Raw genomic sequence first — 19011 nt, forward strand, 5'->3', positions numbered from 1 at the left:
TTAAGAAATGAATATTTTAAGAACTTGTATAGTAACTAAGAAAAGTAAAAAACCTCTTCAAATGATTAGAATTAACGTGAATAAATTAGGTCAAGTAGCAATTGATTATGATCGAAAACTTCAAGGAAGAGGAGTTTATTTAAGTCTCAAATTAGAATATGTTAAATTGGTTCAAAAAAAGAAACTTTTAGATAAAAAGCTAAAAACTTTTGTTCCCTTAGAAATTTATCAATCTCTTTTAAAATTTGTTTTATCAAAAAATAACTTAAAAAAAGAAGCTGATAATTTAAATAATTAAATAATTAAATAATTAATATTTTTCATGTAAATAAAAAAGGAGGGATTAAATGACCCCTGATAAAAATAAAAATAAACTGGAAGTTGATAAAAATAAAGAACAATTAGATCCTCAAAAAAATTCCAAAAAAATGGTTCATAAGACTTATTTTTTCAACCCTCAAGATAAAGTTTTTCAAATAGCTCAAGCTTTTGACGTTTCTAGTGCTTCTTTAATTCAAAAATTATTGCAATTAGGAATTAAAACAGACGTTAATCAAACTTTAAATAAAGAAACAATTAAAATTTTGGCCAATACTTGTAACGTAGAATTTTTAGAAAAACCCGAAGAAAATAATGTATCAAAAAATCAAGAACATAAAGAAAAAAATCCTGTAGTTAAAAAAGAATCTAGAACAAAAGAAACAAAAACCAATTTAGAAAAAATACCTCCAATCGTAGTAATTATGGGCCATGTTGATCATGGAAAAACCACTTTATTAGATGCAATTCGCAAAACTCGCGTTGTTGATCAAGAATTTGGAGGAATCACTCAACACATTGGCGCATATCAGGTGGATTATCAAAATAATAAAATAACTTTCATTGATACCCCAGGTCATGAAGCTTTTGGTAAAATGAGAGCTAGAGGAGCTCAAATAACAAATATTTGTATTTTAGTTGTTGCCGTTGATGATTGTGTAAAACCTCAAACGATTGAAGCTTTGAAACACGCCAAAAAAGCCCAAATACCTATTATTGTTGCTCTCAATAAATCAGATAAACCCAATAATAATAGTAAGCAAATTATGACAGAGTTGTCTAGTTTTGATTTATTGCCTGAAGAATGGGGCGGGCAAACCCCTTATATACCTATTTCAGCCCTCAAAAAAGAAGGACTTGATAAATTATTAGAAACCATTTTGCTTTTAAGTGAAATTCAAGATCTAAAAGCAGATTTGCAAAAAAAAGGCCAAGGAGCAGTTCTTGAGGCTAGTCTAGATAAGTCTTTAGGACCTGTTGCCACTTTTATGGTTAATTACGGCAATTTAAAAATAAGCGATGTGGTAGTTGTGGGTCATACTTATGGCAAAATTCGTTTTATGGAAGATGAAAACAAAAAGCCATTAAAAAAAGTTTTGCCTTCTCAACCCGTCAGAGTTGCAGGGCTAAAAGACGTTCCTAAAGCAGGCGACCTTTTCTACGTTGTTGCTAACGAAAAAGAAGCTCGAAAAATTATTTTAGAAGCAAAATCCGAGCAACAAGAAAACTTATCTAAAGCTTTACCATCGCTAGACTTAGAAAATATTTTACAAAACCTTGAAGAAGAAAAACCTAAAGAACTTAACATTATTTTAAAAACAGATACTCAAGGCAGTTTAGAAGCTATTTGCGGGATGATTGAAAAAATTAATGTTTCTGACTTGAAAGTTAATCTTTTACGCACTTCCGTTGGAACTGTTACTGAAAAAGATGTTATTTTAGCTGAATCCTCGCAATCCCTTTTAATCGGTTTTAACGTTAAACCTTCATCTTCTATTTTAAAATTAGCTCAAAAGCAAAAAATTCAAATCGTTGTTCATAATATTATTTATCGTATTATTGAAGATATTGAAAAAAGATTAAAACAAATGGTTAAACCTGTTTTTGAAGAAGTTTTTACCGGACAAGCAGAAATAAGAAAAATCTTTCATATTAGTAAGATTGGCAATATTGCTGGTTGTTATGTCACTCAAGGAATTGTTAACAATAATGATTTTGCTAAAGTAATCCGAGATGGCGAAGTTATCTTTAAAGGCAAAATTAACTCCTTAAAACGTTTAAAAGAAAACATTAAATCTTCTAAACAAGGTTATGAATGTGGTATTTTGCTTGATAATTTTAATGATTTTATAATTAATGATATAATAGAAACATCTAAATTAGACAAAATGGAGAATTGAAAATGACTGCAACAACAGCTGAAAGAATGGCAAGCGCTATTAAAAAAGAGTTAGTTTTAATTAATACAATTATTCAAGACGAACAAATAGGTTATATTAATTTAACAGATGTTCAAGTAACAAAAGATTTATCTTTTGCTAATGTTTATTACACTATTTTAAGCGATTCTCCTGATATTTTAAAATTAGCTTCTAACGCAATTGAAGAAAATAAAGTTGTTATTAGGATGGAATTAGCTAAAAAAATTAAAAATTTTAGAAAAATACCTGATTTAGTTTTTAAATATGATAAATCTTTATCTTATGGACGTCATATAGAAAATATTTTAAAAGATATCAAGAAGTAATTTTTTAAAAATTTTTAATTTTTTCAAACTCCTGCATTAATTTTTTTAACAAATGATAATTTATTATTTATGATTTTTTCTTTTTTTAAATTCTTTTATTTTTTGTTAATTTGTTACTTTTATATTTTTGGGGAGTTATTTTTTTAATTTTTATAATTATTCAATTTAATTGCGATTAGTTAATTTTTTTGTTTTTTTATTTTTAAACGCGAAAAAATAAGAATATTAAATTATTATAATTACCAAGTTTTTTATAATATTTCATAAAACATTTTTTTATGAATCATAATTTAAAAATTACAAATTACCATTGCCACTTATTTTTTCTAGTGATTATTTAAATTGATTTAAAAAAATAATTTTTTATATAAAAAAGGGCTTTAAAAAGCTCTTTCTTTTTTTCAATTATAATTTTTATAATACATATAATTAATTAATTTTTAAGTAATTTTTTTAAAATATTTTTTTAGTTTATTTTTAATTGTTATTTATATGAAAAAATGAAAATGAAAAAACAATCCAAGAAACATCATAAGAAAGCGAAAAAAAGAATATATAATACTTCAAAAAATATTTAAAGTTGCAACAAGTTTTATTTTTTTATTAAATTTAAAAAATTTGGATAACTATTTTTTATCTAATAAATGAGAACATAAAAAAAGGGAAAAAATGATGAAAAAAATTATCATTGGTTTAGGAAATCCAGGAAAAGAATTTCAAAATACATATCATAATGTAGGTTTTTTAGCTTTAGAATCTTTTTTAAAAAATAATAAACATCAAATGATTCCGAATTCATATCAAGGCCATCTTTATCAAATTCAGTTAAATAACTGTATATCTTTTTTAGTTAAACCACAAATGTATATGAATTCATCTGGCAAAGTAGTTAAAAAAATTTTAGATGCATATCAGATTAAAATAGAAGATATTTTAGTTATTCTAGATGATATTTATTTACCAGAAGGAAAAATTAAATTAAGACCTCAAGGTGGCCACGCAGGACATAATGGTTTAAGAAATATTATTGAATGTTGCAATACTAATAAATTTAAAAGATTAAAAATTGGGGTCGGTTATGATTCAAACATCCCTTTAAATCAATACCTTTTAACCCCTTTTAATTTGCACCAAAAAAAGCAAATATTGCAAAATATTGACAAGATACATGAAATTATGAGCAAATTTATCCAAGGAATAAGTTTTAATAATTTGATGAATCAATATAACGTAATAAAATAAAAAAAGCAAGTAATTTAATTACTTGCTTTTAATTCATTTGTAGCGATGGATAAGATATTTTTGCGAATTTTAATTTTAGAAATAACTTTATCTTTGAGTTGCAAAACTTCAAATTGATATCCTTTATAATTAATTTTAATTTTTTCATCTTTTTGAGGTAATCTGCCGAGTTTTCCAATTAAAAAACCATTCAAAGTATCGTAATCACAATCCCCATCATCAAATTCAATTTTAATGATTTCTTCAATTTCTTCTAAGTTAGAAAAACCGTTGGCAATATATTCCCCTTGAGATATTTCTTTAATCATTATTTCTTCATCTTTGTCATATTCATCAAAAATTTCGCCCAATATTTCTTCGATTAAGTCTTCAAAGGTAATAATACCTGCAGTTCCTCCGTGTTCATCAATAACTACTGCTATATGATTTTTACTAGATTGCATTTCGCGAAAAAGCTCACTAGTATTTTTAGAATCGGGAACAAAATAAGTTTCTCTAATTAAATTTTTAATATCAAAGGGTTCATTGGAAGGATTAAACATTAAACATTTAAAAATATCTTTAACATGAACAACCCCTATAATATTATCAATGTTAGTTTTATAAACAGGGAAACGAGTGTATTTTTGATTTCTAATAAAATCTATTATTTCTTCTTTAGTAATGTCATCATTAATAGCAACCACTTGAGTGCGGTGTCGCATAACTTCAGAAATAGACGTGTGATCGAAATCAAAAATATTTTGAATCATATTATTTTCATTTTTATCGATTATCCCTTTGCGATAAGATGAGTTTAGCATTAAACGGAGTTCATCTTCTGAAACCGAAACGCTATTTTTACTTATATTGACTCCAAATATCATCAAAAAAAAATCACTTATTTTAGTCAAAGCCCAAACCAAAGGTTTAATAAGAACGGCCATGAATAAAATCGGAGTAGCAAAAAAATAAGCAGTTTTAGAAGGTGAGCACATCGCTAATCTTTTAGGGATTAATTCACCGAAGATAATAGAAGCAGCAATGATTAACGCCTCTATTGATATTTGATATTTAAAATCGCTATTGCCAGATAAGAACCTAGATGTTACAATATGTCCCTGAAAAAAAGTGATGATATGAATCATAATTTGAATAACAGATAAAAAAGTAGTTGGCTTTTCTTTAATTTTTTTAACTCTTGAAGCTTTTTTATAACCTCTTTTGATATCTAATTCTATTTTACTTTCGGGAGTAGAAATAAAAGATATCTCGCTAGCAGCAAAAAAAGCGTTCAATAAAATCAAAAAAATAAATAACAATATTGAATACTCCATCTTAAAAAACAACCTTTTGCTGCATGTGATTGCCTTTTAGATTATATATTTTGTTTTCTATCTTGAATATCCTTGTACTATCACTAACGTCCATATTTTTTAAATTAACACCTCTTTTTACAATTAAATTTTAATAATTAACTAATTTAATTTTATCATAAATATAAAAAAATGTCAATTTCTGATAAAAAAATTATTGTTTTTTGGTTTTAAAAAAATCGTTTTTTATTTTGGGAGATTTTTTTATTTCACTTTTTAATTTAATAAAATTTTTTTTCTTTTATTAAATCATTACATAATTTGTGTTTTTTAGACAACTTTTATTTTATTTTTCCTTTAAAGCTTAAAAAAATATTTTAATAATTTAAAAAAATTTATTTAGATTAAAAAAACCTTAATTAAAAAAAACTTATCTAGTTTTTCTAAATGCAAGATAAATTGAACTGTTAAAAAAACATTAGGAGTTTTTTTTGATCAGTTAAAATTATTTTTTAATTTGAAGGTCTATAAAATTAAACCTTAAGGATGATTTAAAAACAAAAGGTATCTCAAAAAAACACAACAGTTTACCTTTTTCCGGTTACCTTTAAAAAGGAATATAGAAATTTATCAAATAAATGATGTTCTTCTAAAATAAGATAATTATTTTGTTCTAGCCATTGCTTTAAAAGCTGATATTTGCTTTGGGTTCCTAATAAAAAATGTTTGCTTTTATCAGGGGCTTGTTCCATTATTTTGATAATAGTATAAGTCCCCATTCCACAAATCAAAGCTAAATCAAAATCTTGATTAATCTTTTGAAAACCGTCGCTCAAACAAAAAGTAACAGGATAATTTTGAAGTGTTTTTTGAGATTGTAATAAAGGTTTTATCCTTAAATCAGAAGCAATTGCTTTTTTGATATAACCTTCGTGAAAAGCTTTTTTTAAAACCAATCCATGGTCAGTTCCTATATCTAAGACGGTATTATAATTTTTAGTTAAAGAAGCGATAAAGTTAATGCGTTTCATTTTTTCTTTTTAGTTTTGATATAAACTTTTTAATTTACTTTGTTTAGCTGGGGTTCTTAAACGTCTTAAGGCTTTGGATTCAATTTGGCGAATTCTTTCTCTAGTAACACCGAACAAATTGCCAATTTCTTCTAAAGTATAAACTTTTCCATCAAGAAAACCGTAACGCATTTTTAAAACTTTTTCTTCGCGTTCAGTTAAAGTGTTTTCTAAAACTTCATCTAAAAGTTTTTGAGTCACTTCTTTCATCATATATTCATGAGGCGATAAAACATTAGGGTCTGAAATGAAATCACCCAAAGAGGTTTCATCTTCTTTATTTTCAGCTGGTGGAACTTCTAAGGAAATCGGTTTTTTTTCAATATATTGAATGCTTCTTAATTTGTCAGCAGGTATATTCATTTTTTCAGCTAACTCTTCGATTGTAGGTTTTTTCTTTAATTCTTGGGTTAATTTTCTCGTACAAAGAGACATTTTATTAATAGTTTCAACAATATGAACAGGTATTCTAATGGTTCTTGCTTGATCAGCGATTGCTCTTGTGACACCTTGGATAACCCAATAAGTGGCATAAGTTGAAAGTCTCAACCCTTTTTGATAATCAAATTTGTCAACAGCACGCATTAATCCCATATTTCCTTCTTGAATCAAATCTAGAAATAAAACTCCACGACCAATATAACGTTTAGCAATCGAAACTACCAAACGATAATTTGATTCTACTAAAACATCTTTGGCTTGATTAGCTTGAATAATTTGAGATTCTAATTGTTTAACTTCTTGATCTGATAAATCAATTTCTTGATTGCGGAATTTAGTTAATTTTTTTTTCGCTTCTTTTCCTAAAAAAACTGCAAAGGTTTTTTTCTGTTCTTCTTCTTTGGAAAGCAAAGGAATACGACCGATTTCCTTTAAATACATTCTCACAGAGTCATCTATTTTAATATCAGAATTAATTTTGGTGATATTTTCTTTAGAAAATTTATCATCCTCAGGATCTATTTCTAAATCCGGATCGAAATCTAAATCTAGGTCTTCATCTAATTTAGAGTCATTTGCGATAAAATCATTAGAAAGATTTGATGGTTCAGGAATTTCTGTTTCTTGAAAGTCAGCAGCTAACAAATTTTTTTCATCGATTGGGTATTCATTTTCATTTGAGGAAAAATTTGGATTGCTAATTTCTTCTAATTCTTGCGCACCTTCAAAATCATCTTTTAAAAAAGTATCTGCAGTAGGTTGACATTCATTTTGATATAAAAAATTTTGGTTAGAAGAAGAAACAACTTTAACTCCTTGCTTTTTTAATTCATTTTCAATTTGTTGATAAAAAAGATCTGAATTTTGCTCCTCAAAGCAAGAGCGAATAGTTTGAAAAGTTATTTCTTTGTTTTGGCCTATTTTATTATTTAAAATTCTAATAGCTTCCTTAAAATCCATTTTTAACCTACCTTTATTTTTTATTTTTTCTCTCAAAATTAGTTTATTTTTTCTAAAAGTTTTTTTAGTTTTTTCTGCAAATCACTTAATTGATATAAATATTGAGTTTTTTCTTTTAAGTCTTCATGCATTTTTATGTTAATTCTTAATTTGTTGATTTCCTCTTTTAATTCTTGGATGGTTTTGGCATTTTTGAAATCTTGAATATATTTTTCAAAGGTATTTTGATCTAAAGAAATTTTGGCTTGAAAAAAATGATGGTTTTTGATTTCTTCTATTAATGGATGGAGGGATTCATTGTCATTTTTTTCTAAATGATTCCAAGGGATGGAATTTTTAAGTAAATTATTTTGATAATAAGTTTTAATTTCTTCAATGAAATAAGAAACGTTAACATCTGAATAAACTAATGCATCATTATTTATTTGATAATTTTTTTCAAAAAAAGACCTATTATTAATAAATTCTATTAAAATATGAATTTCTTTATCAAATTTTTTATAATTGATGGTATTTTGGGAAGAAATTAAGGTTGGAATTATTAGTTCTTGTTGTTGAACGTTGAAATCAATAAATAATTGGTATTTTTGAGCAAGATAGGATTGATAAACCGTTTTAGTAGCTAAATCTTGGTTTTGAAATAACATTTTTAATTCTTTTTCAATTTTTTTTCTATTATTCCAACTAATTTTTTTGCAAATTAAATCAATTTGTAAAGTTAAAAAATCTGTTAAATGATTAGTTAATAATTGATGATATTTTTCCGCTCCCTCAGTTTTAATGTATTCATCAGGATCTAAATTATTAGGGAAATCAAGGATTTTAACATCAAAATTCTTTTGTTGTAAAGTGTTTCCAATTGATAAAGCAGATTTTTTTCCTGATGCATCCCCATCATAAGCAATAATTATTTTTTGTGCTAACTTGCTTAAAAGCTTCAAATGATTTTGAGTTAAATTAGTTCCCATTGTGGCAACAACATTTTTCACTCCAACTTTAAAAGATGATATAACATCAAAAAAACCTTCATGCAAAATAATTGTTTCTTTTTTTCTTATTTCGGCTTGATTTTCAAAATATTGATATAAAACTTCACCTTTCTTAAAAAGAACTGTTTCTGGACTATTTAAATATTTAGGAATTTGATCGGTTAAACTACGACTAGAAAAAGCAATTATTTGACCGTTAGGATTAGTAATTGGAAAAATTAATCTATTTTGAAAAAAATCATAAAATTTTCCAGTTTGTTCATTTTGATTAACTAAACTTAACGCTTTTAAATCGCAATATTCAAATTTTGTTTCTTCAGTTAAATAACGCGATAAATAAGACCAATTGGGAGCATATCCTAATTTAAAATGGGTAATTATTTTTTCATCTAATCCCCTTGTTTTAAGATATTGCAAAGCTTTTTCATTATGTTTTAACTGAATTTGGAAAAACTCAGTCGCTTCTTTCATAATTTCATATAAATGAGCGTGTTTATCTTTCTTAGAATCAAAAGATAGAGAAGTGATTCCTAAGCGAGCTCCTAATTGAGCTACTGCTTCACGAAAGGAAATATTTTTAATATTTTGATAAAAAAAAACAGGGTTGCCGCCTTTTTTGCAAGACATGCAAACTGCAATATTTTTTTCAGGAGAAACCGAAAAAGAAGGGGTTTTTTCATCGTGAAAAGGGCATAACCCCATATAATTCTTTCCAGATTTTTTTAGTTGAACAAACTCTTGAGCTAATTCAACAATGGATGTTTTTTCATTAATTTCTTGAATTAATTGTTTTTGCATAACTTTATTTTAATGTCACCTGCGATAAAACATAATTTTTAACTTCTTCTAAAGTCATTGTTTCTTGTTTTAAAGTGTCGCGATTTCTTAAAGTGACTGTATTTTTTTCCAGAGTTTCATGATCAACTGTTAAACAAAAAGGGGTACCTATCATATCTTGTCTGCGATACCTTTTTCCAATACTTTGAGTATCATCATAACAAACATCTAAATATTTCATCAAATAATTTTCGATTTCTTTGGCCTTAGAAGCATGTTCTTTTTTAATTAAAGGCAAAACTGCCACTTTATAAGGTGCCAAAAAAGGGTGAAAAGTTAAAACTTGTCTGGGCGTTTGGTTAACTGAATCTTCATGATAATTATTGATTAAAAGAGCTAAAAACAACCTTTCAACTCCCAAAGAAGGTTCAATAACATAAGGAAAATATCTTTTTTGGGTATTTGGATCAAAATAAGTAAGGTCTTTTTTTGAATGATTTTGGTGGTTTTTTAAATCAAAATCAGTTCTTGAAGCGATTCCCCAAAGTTCATCCATGCCCCAAGGAAATTTAAATAAAATATCAGTGGTTTTTTCAGAATAATGACTTAACTCTTCTTTTTGATGATTCTTGAAAGATAAATTTTCTTTTTTCATCCCTAAAGTAATTAAAAATTGATACATAAAATTTTTCCAATATTCAAACCATTCATTTTGCGTGTTCGGTTCGCAAAAAAACTCTAATTCCATTTGTTCAAATTCACAACTACGAAAAATGAAATTACCGGGAGTGATTTCATTGCGAAAAACTTTGCCAACTTGACAAACGCCAAAAGGAATTTTTTTGCGAGTTGTCTTTAAAATATTTTTAAATTGGATAAAAATACCTTGGGCTGTTTCAGGTCTTAAATAAAGGGGTTTGGATTTTTCCAAAACAACTCCTTGATGAGTTTGAAAAAGCATATTAAATGGTTGGATGGGTGTCCAATTGCTTGTCCCCAAAACTTTATTTTCAACTAAATATTGATGCATTTGTTCATAAGTCCAACAACTAATGTCTAGGCCTGGTTGGTGTTCTTCAATCAATTTATCAGCTCGAAATCTTTTATTGTTATCTTTATTTTCTGTAAGTGGATCAGAAAAAGAATCTAGATGACCGGATGAACGCCAAACAGAAGAATTAAGTAAAATAGATCCATCTAATAAAATATTTTGGCTTTGTTCTTGAACAAACTTTTGCAACCACGCTTTTTTAAGATTGTTTTTTAATAAACTGCCTAAAGGTCCATAATCCCAACTATTTGCAAGACCGCCATAAATTTCACTACCAGAAAAAACAAAACCAGTTTGTTTAGCTAAATTAATAATTTTTTCAAAAGATTCCATCTCCAAATATCCTTTTATTTTTTTAAATTTCATAATCCTTACGAATTGAGACACAAAAACTAAACAAAAAAAGATTAAATAATTTGTTAAGTATTTAAAAAATAATTTTTTTGAGTCAATCTTTTTTAATTTCCTTTGAATAAAAAGAGAAAAAAACATGAATTTGTATTTTAATCAGTGATTATCAAAAAAATAGTTAAAAGTAAAAAATCATTGTTTGTGATTGTTTTTAATTTTTAAAAGTCAGTCTTAAATGTTTAAATAAATTTATTTTTGTTTCGTTAATTGATTGTAGTTGATAAATTTTTGAAAATTATTTAAAAGCCAAAACTACTCAATAATTGTTTTTGATTGCGCCAATTAGGAACAACTTTGACCCATAAATGCAAATAACTTTTAATGTTGAAATAAGCATTTAAATCTTTACGGGCATGAGAGCCGATTGCTTTTAATTTAGAGCCTTGTGCACCGATCAAAATTTGTTTTTGAGAGTTTTTTTCGACTAAAATAAGAACCCAGATTTCAAGTAAATCTTTGTTTAAAGGTTTAATCTTTTCGATAACAACTGTGGCTGCATGAGGAACTTCTTCATGGACATAATAAAGAATCTTTTCTCTAACAATTTCTGACATTAAAAATTCTTTTTTTTGGTCAGTAATAATATTTTGAGGATAATAAGGGACTCCTTTTTGCATGTTTTGATAAAGAAGGGATTTTAATTTAGGAATGTTTTTGGATTCAACAGCGGAAAGTGGAATCACATTTATAAAAGGGTAATGATTTAAATAGCTTAAAATGATGGCATCAATTTTATTTTTACTTTTTAAAATATCAATTTTATTAATCACTAAAAAAAGTGGTTTCTTTTTTTTAAAAATAAAATCTAATAAATTTTTTTCTTGGGGATGATAAAAAGAATCTGTTACAAACAAAATAACATCAACATCACTAATACTTCGAAAAGAAATTTGATTCATTTTTTGATTCAATAAATATTTATATTGATTAATTCCTGGAGTATCTACGAAAATATATTGAGCATCTGATTCATGACAAATACCAACGATTTTATGACGAGTGGTTTGGGGTTTATCACTAGTAATAGCTATTTTTTGGTTAGTCAAAACATTTAAAAGAGTTGATTTACCAACATTAGGACGGCCGACAATAGCAATGAAACCGGATTTAAAACTCATATAAAACCTCTTTGATTATTTTTTTCGTTCTAAGTTAATTTTTTTTAAAATTTTTTCTTGCAAATGAATCATTTTTTCTAACTCTTCTTCGTTATTATGTTGATAACCTTTGAGGTGTAAAAAGCCATGAACCGCCAAGAACGCAATTTCTCTCTCTAAACTGTGTAATAAGTTTTGTGCTTGGAGTTGGGCTTGCTCAAAACAAATAAAAACATCTCCTAAAGAATCATCTTTTAAATTAGGATTAAAAGAAAATTCATTGGGAAATGATAAAACATCTGTAACAAAATTTTTTTTTCGAAAAAAAGTATTAAGTTGTTTGATTTTTTCTTTGGTAACAAACACAAGATGCATTTGATTGTTTTCTTTGATTTGACTAAATAATTGAATTAATAATTGTTGATAAGAATCAATCTTAAAAGAAGTGTGATTATGGATTTGGATTTTCATCAACTTATTTCCTTGTTTGGATTTGGTTGCAAAACGATCACTTATTCTGAAATAATTAAAGAAGAAAAAAGACTAAAAAAAGGAAAAAAGCAACTTTTTTAAGTAGCTTTTTTTAACGTCTTTTGCCGCGCATGCTTTTTTGAAGATTTTTTCTTTGAACACTAGGTTTAATATAATGTTCTTTGCGACGTGCTTCTGCTAAAACACCATTTTTAGCAACTTCACGTTTGAATCTACGTAAGGTTTCGTCGATAGTTTCCCCTTTTCGCAAAAAAATTTTTGACATTAATTTCTCACCCCCTTCGATGATTAGATTTATGATTTTCAGAAAAGCCAAAAATAGACAAATCACCTAATTTTTCATTAAAACTATAAAAACTTATGCATAGTTTGATTTAAAAAATTAAAAAACGCCACCCACTTGATCCCTTTTTAAACAAAACTAAAAAAAATTAAATAAGAAAATATAGCAATAAAAAATAAAAAAACAAAATAAAACAACTCATAAAGCTTAAAACATCATTAAAAAATCATTTTGATAAGGAAAATAATTTAACTTAAGAAAAAATGAAAAACCAAAGATGACTAAATATATTATATCTTTTTTTGTTTTTTTTGTCAACTATATTTTAAAAGAAAAAATCATTATTTTTATTGCAGTCCGAAAAAACCACAAAAATTAAATTGTGATTAAATTGCAATTTGGAGTTTTTCTTGGAGTTGTTTGCTTTTTTGAAACATTTGAAAAAACAAACGACATTGATTAACAAGATCTTTAATAAAGGCATCATCTTCTTGAATTTCTTTAACTTTGTTGCAATCATCACTTTGGTAAACAAAAAAATAAGCTTTGCAAGCTTCAGAACAATATATTTGAGCCTGAATTTGAGCATAATAAAAAAGAGGAACTTTATCTTCTTGGAAAAAAGCTCTCCAAGTGAAATTTTTTAAAGAAAAGGGACATTTAATTTCTAATAAATTTTGGGTTTTATCATCCCAACCATCTAAAGAAGCTGACATGAAATCTTTAACAAAAACTTTGGGATTAAAATTAAATTGGTTTTGTTGATTAAAAAACAAGCGTGCTTTAGGTTCTAAAAGACGACCTCTTTGCATAGCGGGATTATCTTCTATTTTAAGATTAAAAAGTTTTCTTTTCAGTAATTGTTCTTTTGTTTCAAAGGGGTTGAGACCCATAATGGTTGCCACTTCTGAGGCGTTAATATATTTTCGGCGATGTTCGTGCCACGCTAAGGTATTTTGTTCTAATTCAATGTTTTTCATAATTATCTTTCAAATTTAATTTTGTTCTATGGATATTTTTAGTAAAAAATATTTAAAAATGATATTGAAATGGAAAAATGTGCTAAATTGTTTTATTTTGCCTTAAAAAAATTAAAGTATAAAAAAATAAAGAAAGCAATAAAGAAGTTAAAAGACTAATTAATAACTTTAAGAAATTCGATCCAGTTGGTAAATCAAATCTTTTTAATCGTCTTAAATGAAGATAAAAATGCTTGTATTTTTTCATTTATCGCTGAATCTTTTTAAACAAAAAAACATTAACCCCAAAGGCAATGAACCCGAAATAAGCAAGCACAAAGACTTAAAAAAATGGTTCCAAAATTTTGATTTTATTTTTCTCATGGTCCATCATTCATCTTCCTTTTTGGCCTAGTTCTGGTTTAAAAATTAAAAAAATTAATACTTAACATAAATAATTAATTCCTTTTTATTAAAAAAATTGGCTTAAAAAAATTTTGTCTTCATCAATTTGTTGGGAGAAAAATTTTTCATGAATTTAGCAAAACTTCAAAAAATAAATAAGTTTTTTAACAAAATTAAGATTTTTTTAATCCGAATAAATTTAAAAAATTAGCGAAATATCTTTAAATTTTAAAAAATAAACAAAAGTTGGCCTCAAAAAAACAGAAAGGAATAGATAACATCACTACACCTAAAATAAATAATTCTTTAATTTCTAATTAAAATCTTTAAGTTGAAAAACGGTATTTTTCTGATGAAAGATCCTTAAAAATTGTTTCACCACAATATAAAAAACGTATACTTATCAATAATTTTATTCAAAAATTTTATTCAAAATTTTATTCAAGAAAAAAATAATTCTTACTAAAATTAGTATAACATAAAAAAGTTCCATTTTCAGACGAAAATAAAGAAAAGATAGAACAAAAACTTACGGGCGGCAAAGAAGCCCACTTTATCGTGAAATCTAACCAATTTCCAGTGCCGATAAACACTGAAAGCAGATGAACGGTTCATCAAATGAAAAGATGATGGATTACAGCAGTTCATAAAGGCGGGTTGAGACGAAGTAGTTAGTCAAGATGACACCGCTAGCAAATCATTCTATGGAAAAGCCTGTAAAATAGCCTAAGAAGAAAAGAAGATGTAATTTTGTAACCTGCATCGCAAACTACTACAAGCGAGCAGTCCAGACGCTATCAACATATTGATAGCGTGTTGGATAGTTTATCAATCACGAACGGAAACCTGGAATCTCACCAACAGTCAGGAAAGACATGAAAACATAAATGGTTACTTCTCCTAAGGAATGAAGGTAGATAAAGTGAGGAACTTGCAGAATCCTAAAGGTTCAAGTGTGGGAACAAAAGCCCACATCCCCAAGGAGAAAGAGACTTCTAGTAGTCGGAGGAATTAAAACATTGTTTGGAATAACAATGATAATTGCCCTCCCAGGGCTCTTAGGAAAACTAAGAACAAGGCGAAAACAAGTCAGTCATTTATGGTATATCTAAACAAATCAAGAAAGGAGTAAGTGATAATATGCTTACACATAATTCAAATGAATTTAAACTTTCGAGAACTTTAGATATGATTTTAAATCATTCAAAAAACAACTATAGCCTAAAAAAGGTATTGAAACGCGGAATGAATAACATAGAAAACACATACAAAGCATTCAATAGCATTGCAACCAATAAAGGCAGCGGTACAGAGGGCGTTGACAACAAAACCATTGACGGCATAAAGCTAGAAATGATAAAGAAATACCACAAAGAATACGTCAACAACCAATACAATCCGCAACCTGTCAAAAAAGTATTAATACCAAAGGATAAAAATAAAACGAGACCGCTAGGCATCCCAACCATAAAAGATAGAATAATCCAGAAAGCAATGGAACAACTTTTAACCCTCTATTTTGAAAACATCTTCTCAGAATAGAGCTTCGGATTCAGAAGCAAGAAATCATGCCATGATGCCGTAAAACGCGTCAAACAAAGATTCAAAGGGATAGATTATATAATAAAAATCGACATTAAAGGTTACTTTGAAACCATCAACCACGATATCCTCAATAAGATGTTAAACAAATACATCAGAAAGGCCAAAACGTTAAAAACAATCAACCAATGGCTCAAAGCAGGAATAATGGAAAATGGAATCAAATACGAATCATTATCAGGAACACCGCAAGGTGGGATAATATCCCCTTTATTATCAAATATATATTTACATTACATCGATAAGAAAATGGAAGAACTGATAAGAAACGGCAAACCGATAATGAAAGCAAATCCCGAATATTGGAAGGCATACACAAAAAAACAACATCACAATCTATCAATAGATAGTGAAATAAACCTGAACCCAAACCCGAGAATAGAATACATCCGCTACGCAGATGATTTTATTATTGGAATAAAAGGAAAACACCACGAATCAGAAAGGATTAAAACCCAAGTACTCAAATGGCTAGAACAAGACTTGAAACTCGTGGTAAACCGCGACAAATCAAAAATTGTAAAAGCTACTAAGGACACAAGGTTCCTATCTTATATGGTAAAGGTAAACCCAACCAACAAAACCCGCAAAAAGAAAACAACAAAAAACTCACTGAACGGGCAAGTACAAATCCAAATCCCAAAAGACACAACAAGAGACTACGGGAAAGAATACGGTTGGACCAAAAACGGGAAAGTAAAACACGACGAAACACTAGCAAGTAGGGAAGCACTAGAAATAATACGAACCTACAAATCAATAACGCTCGGCATTATCCGATACTTTTGTCTAGGAAACAACCTAGCACAATTAACACATTTATACTATTTGGCGGAATACAGTTGTTTAAAAACACTAGCGAGAAAATGGAAAACATCTATCGCAAAAGTTCGGCGAAAATTAAGGAACGGCAAAACTTGGGGGATTCAATACAACCTCAAGAATAAAACCAAAGTTGATAGCTGGGACAAACTGGACTGGGAAAAGATAAAAAGGATGAGAAAAACAAAGGGGAATCCCGATGTAATTATCAACCGTTATCTCTACCAAGGACGAACAACACTAACATCACGCTTAAAGGCGGAGAGATGTGAAGTTTGCCAAACAGAAAACATCCCACTAGAAATCCACCACACAAAAACGGTGAGAAACTCCAACTGGCAAAGCATCCTTAATAAACAAACAATCGCTTTATGTAGGAATTGTCATCGCAAGAGAACAAACCAACAAATAAACGATATAAACCAAAACAAAAAGAAGAGAATGATTAAGATACACAGTTAACCGCAAGGTTAATCCTGTAAAAAGGGTAAATGATGGAAAGCCGTATGCTTGGAAACTTGCTCGTACGGTTTGGAGGGGGGCTGTTTGTAATAGAAAGTAGAAAAACAAATCCTACAATCGAAACGCAAATAATCTATCCCTATAAGTTTCCCCAATTATCTTTTGTTCAATCAAAAAAAATATATTGTGTTATAATAATATAAGAGATTTTTTTAATTAAAATTTTTCGATCATTATATTTTTTTATTTTTTTTATAAGTGATTAAAAGGAGTTGGTAGTGTCTTATCTTGTTTTATATAGAAAATATCGACCTCAAACTTTTCAAGACGTTGTCGGACAAAAATTTATTATTCAAACTTTAAAAAATGCTATTAGATATCAAAAAATTAACCACTGTTATCTTTTCAGCGGAAACAAAGGAACTGGAAAAACAACTTTAGCCAAAATATTTGCTAAAGTTATTAATTGCATATATCCTCAATCAGGAGACGTTTGCAATAAATGCACGTCATGCCTTGGATCTTTGCAAACAAACAACGATATTGTGGAACTTGACGGAGCTTCTTATAATGGAGTTGATGAAATAAGAGAGATCCAAGACAAGGCCCAATATAAACCCCACATTGGAAAAAATAAAGTCTATATTATCGATGAAGTTCATGTTTTAACTCCCAATGCTTTTAACGCTTTATTAAAAATTTTAGAAGAGCCACCAAAACATGTTGTCTTTATTTTAATAACCACACAAATGCACAAAATTCCTGAAACTATTTTATCCCGTGCGCAAAGTTTTTCTTTTGAAAATTTAAGCCTTGAAAATATCATTTTACAATTAAAAAAAATTACCAATTTAGAAAAAATTGTAATTACTGATGATGCTATCAAAGATATTGCTAACTATTCTGAAGGAAGCATGCGCAATGCTTTAAGTTTATTAGATCAAATAAGTTCTTATCAAAATAATTTAATTACTTCTGAAGATATTGCAGAAATCAAAGGAGTTGTATCAGGAAGTTTTTTAAAAAATTTATTTTGTTGCCTTATCGAAAGAAACTACAATCAAGCGTTAAAATTACTAAACAAAGCGGTTGATTCAGGGAAAAACCTTGATTTATTAGTTGCCAATTTAATTAATTCCTTAAAAAATTATTTCTTAGAACAATTAAAACAAAATGAAAAAGAGCAAAATGAAAATTTAGGCAAAAAAAATATAAATAATTACGAGCTTGAGTTGCAAATTGATTTTATTTTGCAAATTTTTTTAAAATTACAACAAAATTTAAAAAAAAGCAGTCAAAAAAAAGATTTATTAGAAATTGCTTTTATACAAATATGTTATTTTTCTCCTTCTCATCAAAATTTATCAATATCAGAGACTGAAAAAATCTTAAAACCAAATGCAACTAAAATTGAAATTGAAAAAACAAAAGTAATTAGCGAAAAAAAACCTGATTTAAATAATTTTTCCAAGTCAATCCAAAAAAAAGAAGAAGCATTAATTTATCCAAAAAAAGAACAAACGATAACAAATAATACTTCTACTTCTAATTTTGCTTCTAATTCTTATTTTAAAATTTCTTCTTTAAAAAATTTAGCAGACATTGCTTTAAATATTTTATCCGATAAAAATGAAAGCCAAAGACAAAAAATCGCTAACGCTTGGCACAAGTTAAATACAAATTATAATTTTTCTTCTAAAAATATCGCTCAACTCTTATATAAAGGAAGTATGGCTGCTTTAAGTCACAAAAAAGAAATGATTTTAGTTTACCAAGACGAAATCGCCTGTAAACAAATGTTAAAAGACGTTAACAACAAGATTAAAAATAAAGCTTTAAAAATTTTAAATAATAAAAGTTGTCTTGTTAAAGATTATATTTGTTTTTTAGAAAAAGATTATAAAGATTTAGTAACTTTTTTACAAAATAATTCTCCTGACTTAATCGAACATTTTTTGGAAAATTGCAATTGGGATCTAGATTTATATAAAACTAGAGAAAAGGCGGAAGAACTATCTTTTATTGTTCAATTCGCTTATGATTTGTTTGGTAAAGATAAAGTAGAAGTAATAAATGAATGACTATAG

Annotated in this window: 15 protein-coding genes and 1 pseudogene; 6 read left to right on the forward strand and 10 right to left on the reverse strand. The window is 27.5% G+C overall.

Features of this window, described 5'->3' with window-relative positions; all coding sequences use genetic code 11:
- Nucleotides 1-7: 7 nt before the first annotated feature.
- From SLY_RS01715 to pth, 4 genes are all read left to right on the forward strand, one after another.
- Nucleotides 8-298, forward strand: coding sequence for a YlxR family protein (locus SLY_RS01715; protein ID WP_015637905.1), 291 nt, complete (start codon nucleotides 8-10; stop codon nucleotides 296-298).
- 49 nt (nucleotides 299-347) lie between these two features.
- Nucleotides 348-2219 (forward strand): translation initiation factor IF-2, encoded by a 1872-nt coding sequence (gene infB / locus SLY_RS01720; RefSeq protein WP_015637906.1) that lies wholly within the window; start codon nucleotides 348-350, stop codon nucleotides 2217-2219.
- 2 nt (nucleotides 2220-2221) lie between these two features.
- A complete protein-coding gene (gene rbfA / locus SLY_RS01725; protein WP_041784305.1) occupies nucleotides 2222-2566 on the forward strand; it encodes a 30S ribosome-binding factor RbfA in 345 nt (114 codons plus the stop codon).
- Nucleotides 2567-3235: 669 nt separating this feature from the next.
- Nucleotides 3236-3808, forward strand: coding sequence for an aminoacyl-tRNA hydrolase (pth, locus tag SLY_RS01730; RefSeq protein WP_015637908.1), 573 nt, complete (start codon nucleotides 3236-3238; stop codon nucleotides 3806-3808).
- Between the two features lie 14 nt (nucleotides 3809-3822).
- Here pth and SLY_RS01735 read toward each other — a convergent pair whose 3' ends face one another.
- The 10 genes from SLY_RS01735 to SLY_RS05400 form a co-directional block, all read right to left on the reverse strand.
- A complete protein-coding gene (locus SLY_RS01735) occupies nucleotides 3823-5124 on the reverse strand; it encodes a CNNM domain-containing protein (protein ID WP_041784307.1) in 1302 nt (433 codons plus the stop codon).
- A gap of 566 nt (nucleotides 5125-5690) precedes the next feature.
- Entirely contained in the window at nucleotides 5691-6134 is a 444-nt protein-coding gene (locus SLY_RS01740; protein WP_015637910.1) for a class I SAM-dependent methyltransferase, read from the reverse strand.
- A gap of 9 nt (nucleotides 6135-6143) precedes the next feature.
- The gene (locus tag SLY_RS01745; RefSeq protein ID WP_041784309.1) at nucleotides 6144-7574 is read right to left on the reverse strand and encodes a sigma-70 family RNA polymerase sigma factor; all 1431 of its coding nucleotides are present in this window, start codon (nucleotides 7572-7574) and stop codon (nucleotides 6144-6146) included.
- 38 nt (nucleotides 7575-7612) lie between these two features.
- Nucleotides 7613-9361: a DNA primase gene (dnaG, locus tag SLY_RS01750; protein ID WP_015637912.1), complete on the reverse strand. Its 1749-nt coding sequence runs from the start codon at nucleotides 9359-9361 to the stop codon at nucleotides 7613-7615.
- A 4-nt stretch (nucleotides 9362-9365) separates the two neighbouring features.
- The gene (locus SLY_RS01755; protein ID WP_041784311.1) at nucleotides 9366-10724 is read right to left on the reverse strand and encodes a glycine--tRNA ligase; all 1359 of its coding nucleotides are present in this window, start codon (nucleotides 10722-10724) and stop codon (nucleotides 9366-9368) included.
- 317 nt (nucleotides 10725-11041) lie between these two features.
- Nucleotides 11042-11920: a GTPase Era gene (gene era, locus SLY_RS01760; protein ID WP_015637914.1), complete on the reverse strand. Its 879-nt coding sequence runs from the start codon at nucleotides 11918-11920 to the stop codon at nucleotides 11042-11044.
- 15 nt (nucleotides 11921-11935) lie between these two features.
- A complete protein-coding gene (ybeY, locus tag SLY_RS01765) occupies nucleotides 11936-12370 on the reverse strand; it encodes an rRNA maturation RNase YbeY (RefSeq protein ID WP_015637916.1) in 435 nt (144 codons plus the stop codon).
- A 112-nt stretch (nucleotides 12371-12482) separates the two neighbouring features.
- The gene (gene rpsU / locus SLY_RS01770) at nucleotides 12483-12656 is read right to left on the reverse strand and encodes a 30S ribosomal protein S21 (protein ID WP_012359090.1); all 174 of its coding nucleotides are present in this window, start codon (nucleotides 12654-12656) and stop codon (nucleotides 12483-12485) included.
- 404 nt (nucleotides 12657-13060) lie between these two features.
- The gene (locus SLY_RS01775; RefSeq protein WP_012359091.1) at nucleotides 13061-13654 is read right to left on the reverse strand and encodes a lambda-exonuclease family protein; all 594 of its coding nucleotides are present in this window, start codon (nucleotides 13652-13654) and stop codon (nucleotides 13061-13063) included.
- An 82-nt stretch (nucleotides 13655-13736) separates the two neighbouring features.
- Entirely contained in the window at nucleotides 13737-13901 is a 165-nt protein-coding gene (locus tag SLY_RS05400) for a hypothetical protein (RefSeq protein ID WP_158454210.1), read from the reverse strand.
- A gap of 1277 nt (nucleotides 13902-15178) precedes the next feature.
- Between SLY_RS05400 and SLY_RS01780 the strand changes: the two are divergent.
- Both SLY_RS01780 and dnaX read left to right on the forward strand, forming a co-directional pair.
- Nucleotides 15179-16924: pseudogene (locus SLY_RS01780) on the forward strand (reverse transcriptase domain-containing protein).
- Between the two features lie 278 nt (nucleotides 16925-17202).
- Nucleotides 17203-19005 carry a DNA polymerase III subunit gamma/tau gene (dnaX, locus tag SLY_RS01785; RefSeq protein ID WP_041784313.1) on the forward strand — a complete coding sequence of 601 codons (1803 nt, stop codon included), beginning with the start codon at nucleotides 17203-17205 and terminating at the stop codon, nucleotides 19003-19005.
- The last annotated feature ends 6 nt before the right edge of the window (nucleotides 19006-19011 follow it).

Origin of the sequence: Strawberry lethal yellows phytoplasma (CPA) str. NZSb11, from assembly GCF_000397185.1 — a bacterium.
GTDB classification, from domain to species: domain Bacteria; phylum Bacillota_I; class Bacilli_A; order Acholeplasmatales; family Acholeplasmataceae; genus Phytoplasma; species Phytoplasma australiense.

Coding starts and splice junctions, on each gene's coding strand:
- SLY_RS01715 (WP_015637905.1), top strand. CDS start 8: ATGAATATTTTAAGAACTTGTATAGTAACTAAGAAAAGTAAAAAACCT.
- infB (WP_015637906.1), top strand. CDS start 348: ATGACCCCTGATAAAAATAAAAATAAACTGGAAGTTGATAAAAATAAA.
- rbfA (WP_041784305.1), top strand. CDS start 2,222: ATGACTGCAACAACAGCTGAAAGAATGGCAAGCGCTATTAAAAAAGAG.
- pth (WP_015637908.1), top strand. CDS start 3,236: ATGATGAAAAAAATTATCATTGGTTTAGGAAATCCAGGAAAAGAATTT.
- SLY_RS01735 (WP_041784307.1), bottom strand. CDS start 5,124: ATGGAGTATTCAATATTGTTATTTATTTTTTTGATTTTATTGAACGCT.
- SLY_RS01740 (WP_015637910.1), bottom strand. CDS start 6,134: ATGAAACGCATTAACTTTATCGCTTCTTTAACTAAAAATTATAATACC.
- SLY_RS01745 (WP_041784309.1), bottom strand. CDS start 7,574: ATGGATTTTAAGGAAGCTATTAGAATTTTAAATAATAAAATAGGCCAA.
- dnaG (WP_015637912.1), bottom strand. CDS start 9,361: ATGCAAAAACAATTAATTCAAGAAATTAATGAAAAAACATCCATTGTT.
- SLY_RS01755 (WP_041784311.1), bottom strand. CDS start 10,724: ATGGAATCTTTTGAAAAAATTATTAATTTAGCTAAACAAACTGGTTTT.
- era (WP_015637914.1), bottom strand. CDS start 11,920: ATGAGTTTTAAATCCGGTTTCATTGCTATTGTCGGCCGTCCTAATGTT.
- ybeY (WP_015637916.1), bottom strand. CDS start 12,370: ATGAAAATCCAAATCCATAATCACACTTCTTTTAAGATTGATTCTTAT.
- rpsU (WP_012359090.1), bottom strand. CDS start 12,656: ATGTCAAAAATTTTTTTGCGAAAAGGGGAAACTATCGACGAAACCTTA.
- SLY_RS01775 (WP_012359091.1), bottom strand. CDS start 13,654: ATGAAAAACATTGAATTAGAACAAAATACCTTAGCGTGGCACGAACAT.
- SLY_RS05400 (WP_158454210.1), bottom strand. CDS start 13,901: ATGAAAAAATACAAGCATTTTTATCTTCATTTAAGACGATTAAAAAGA.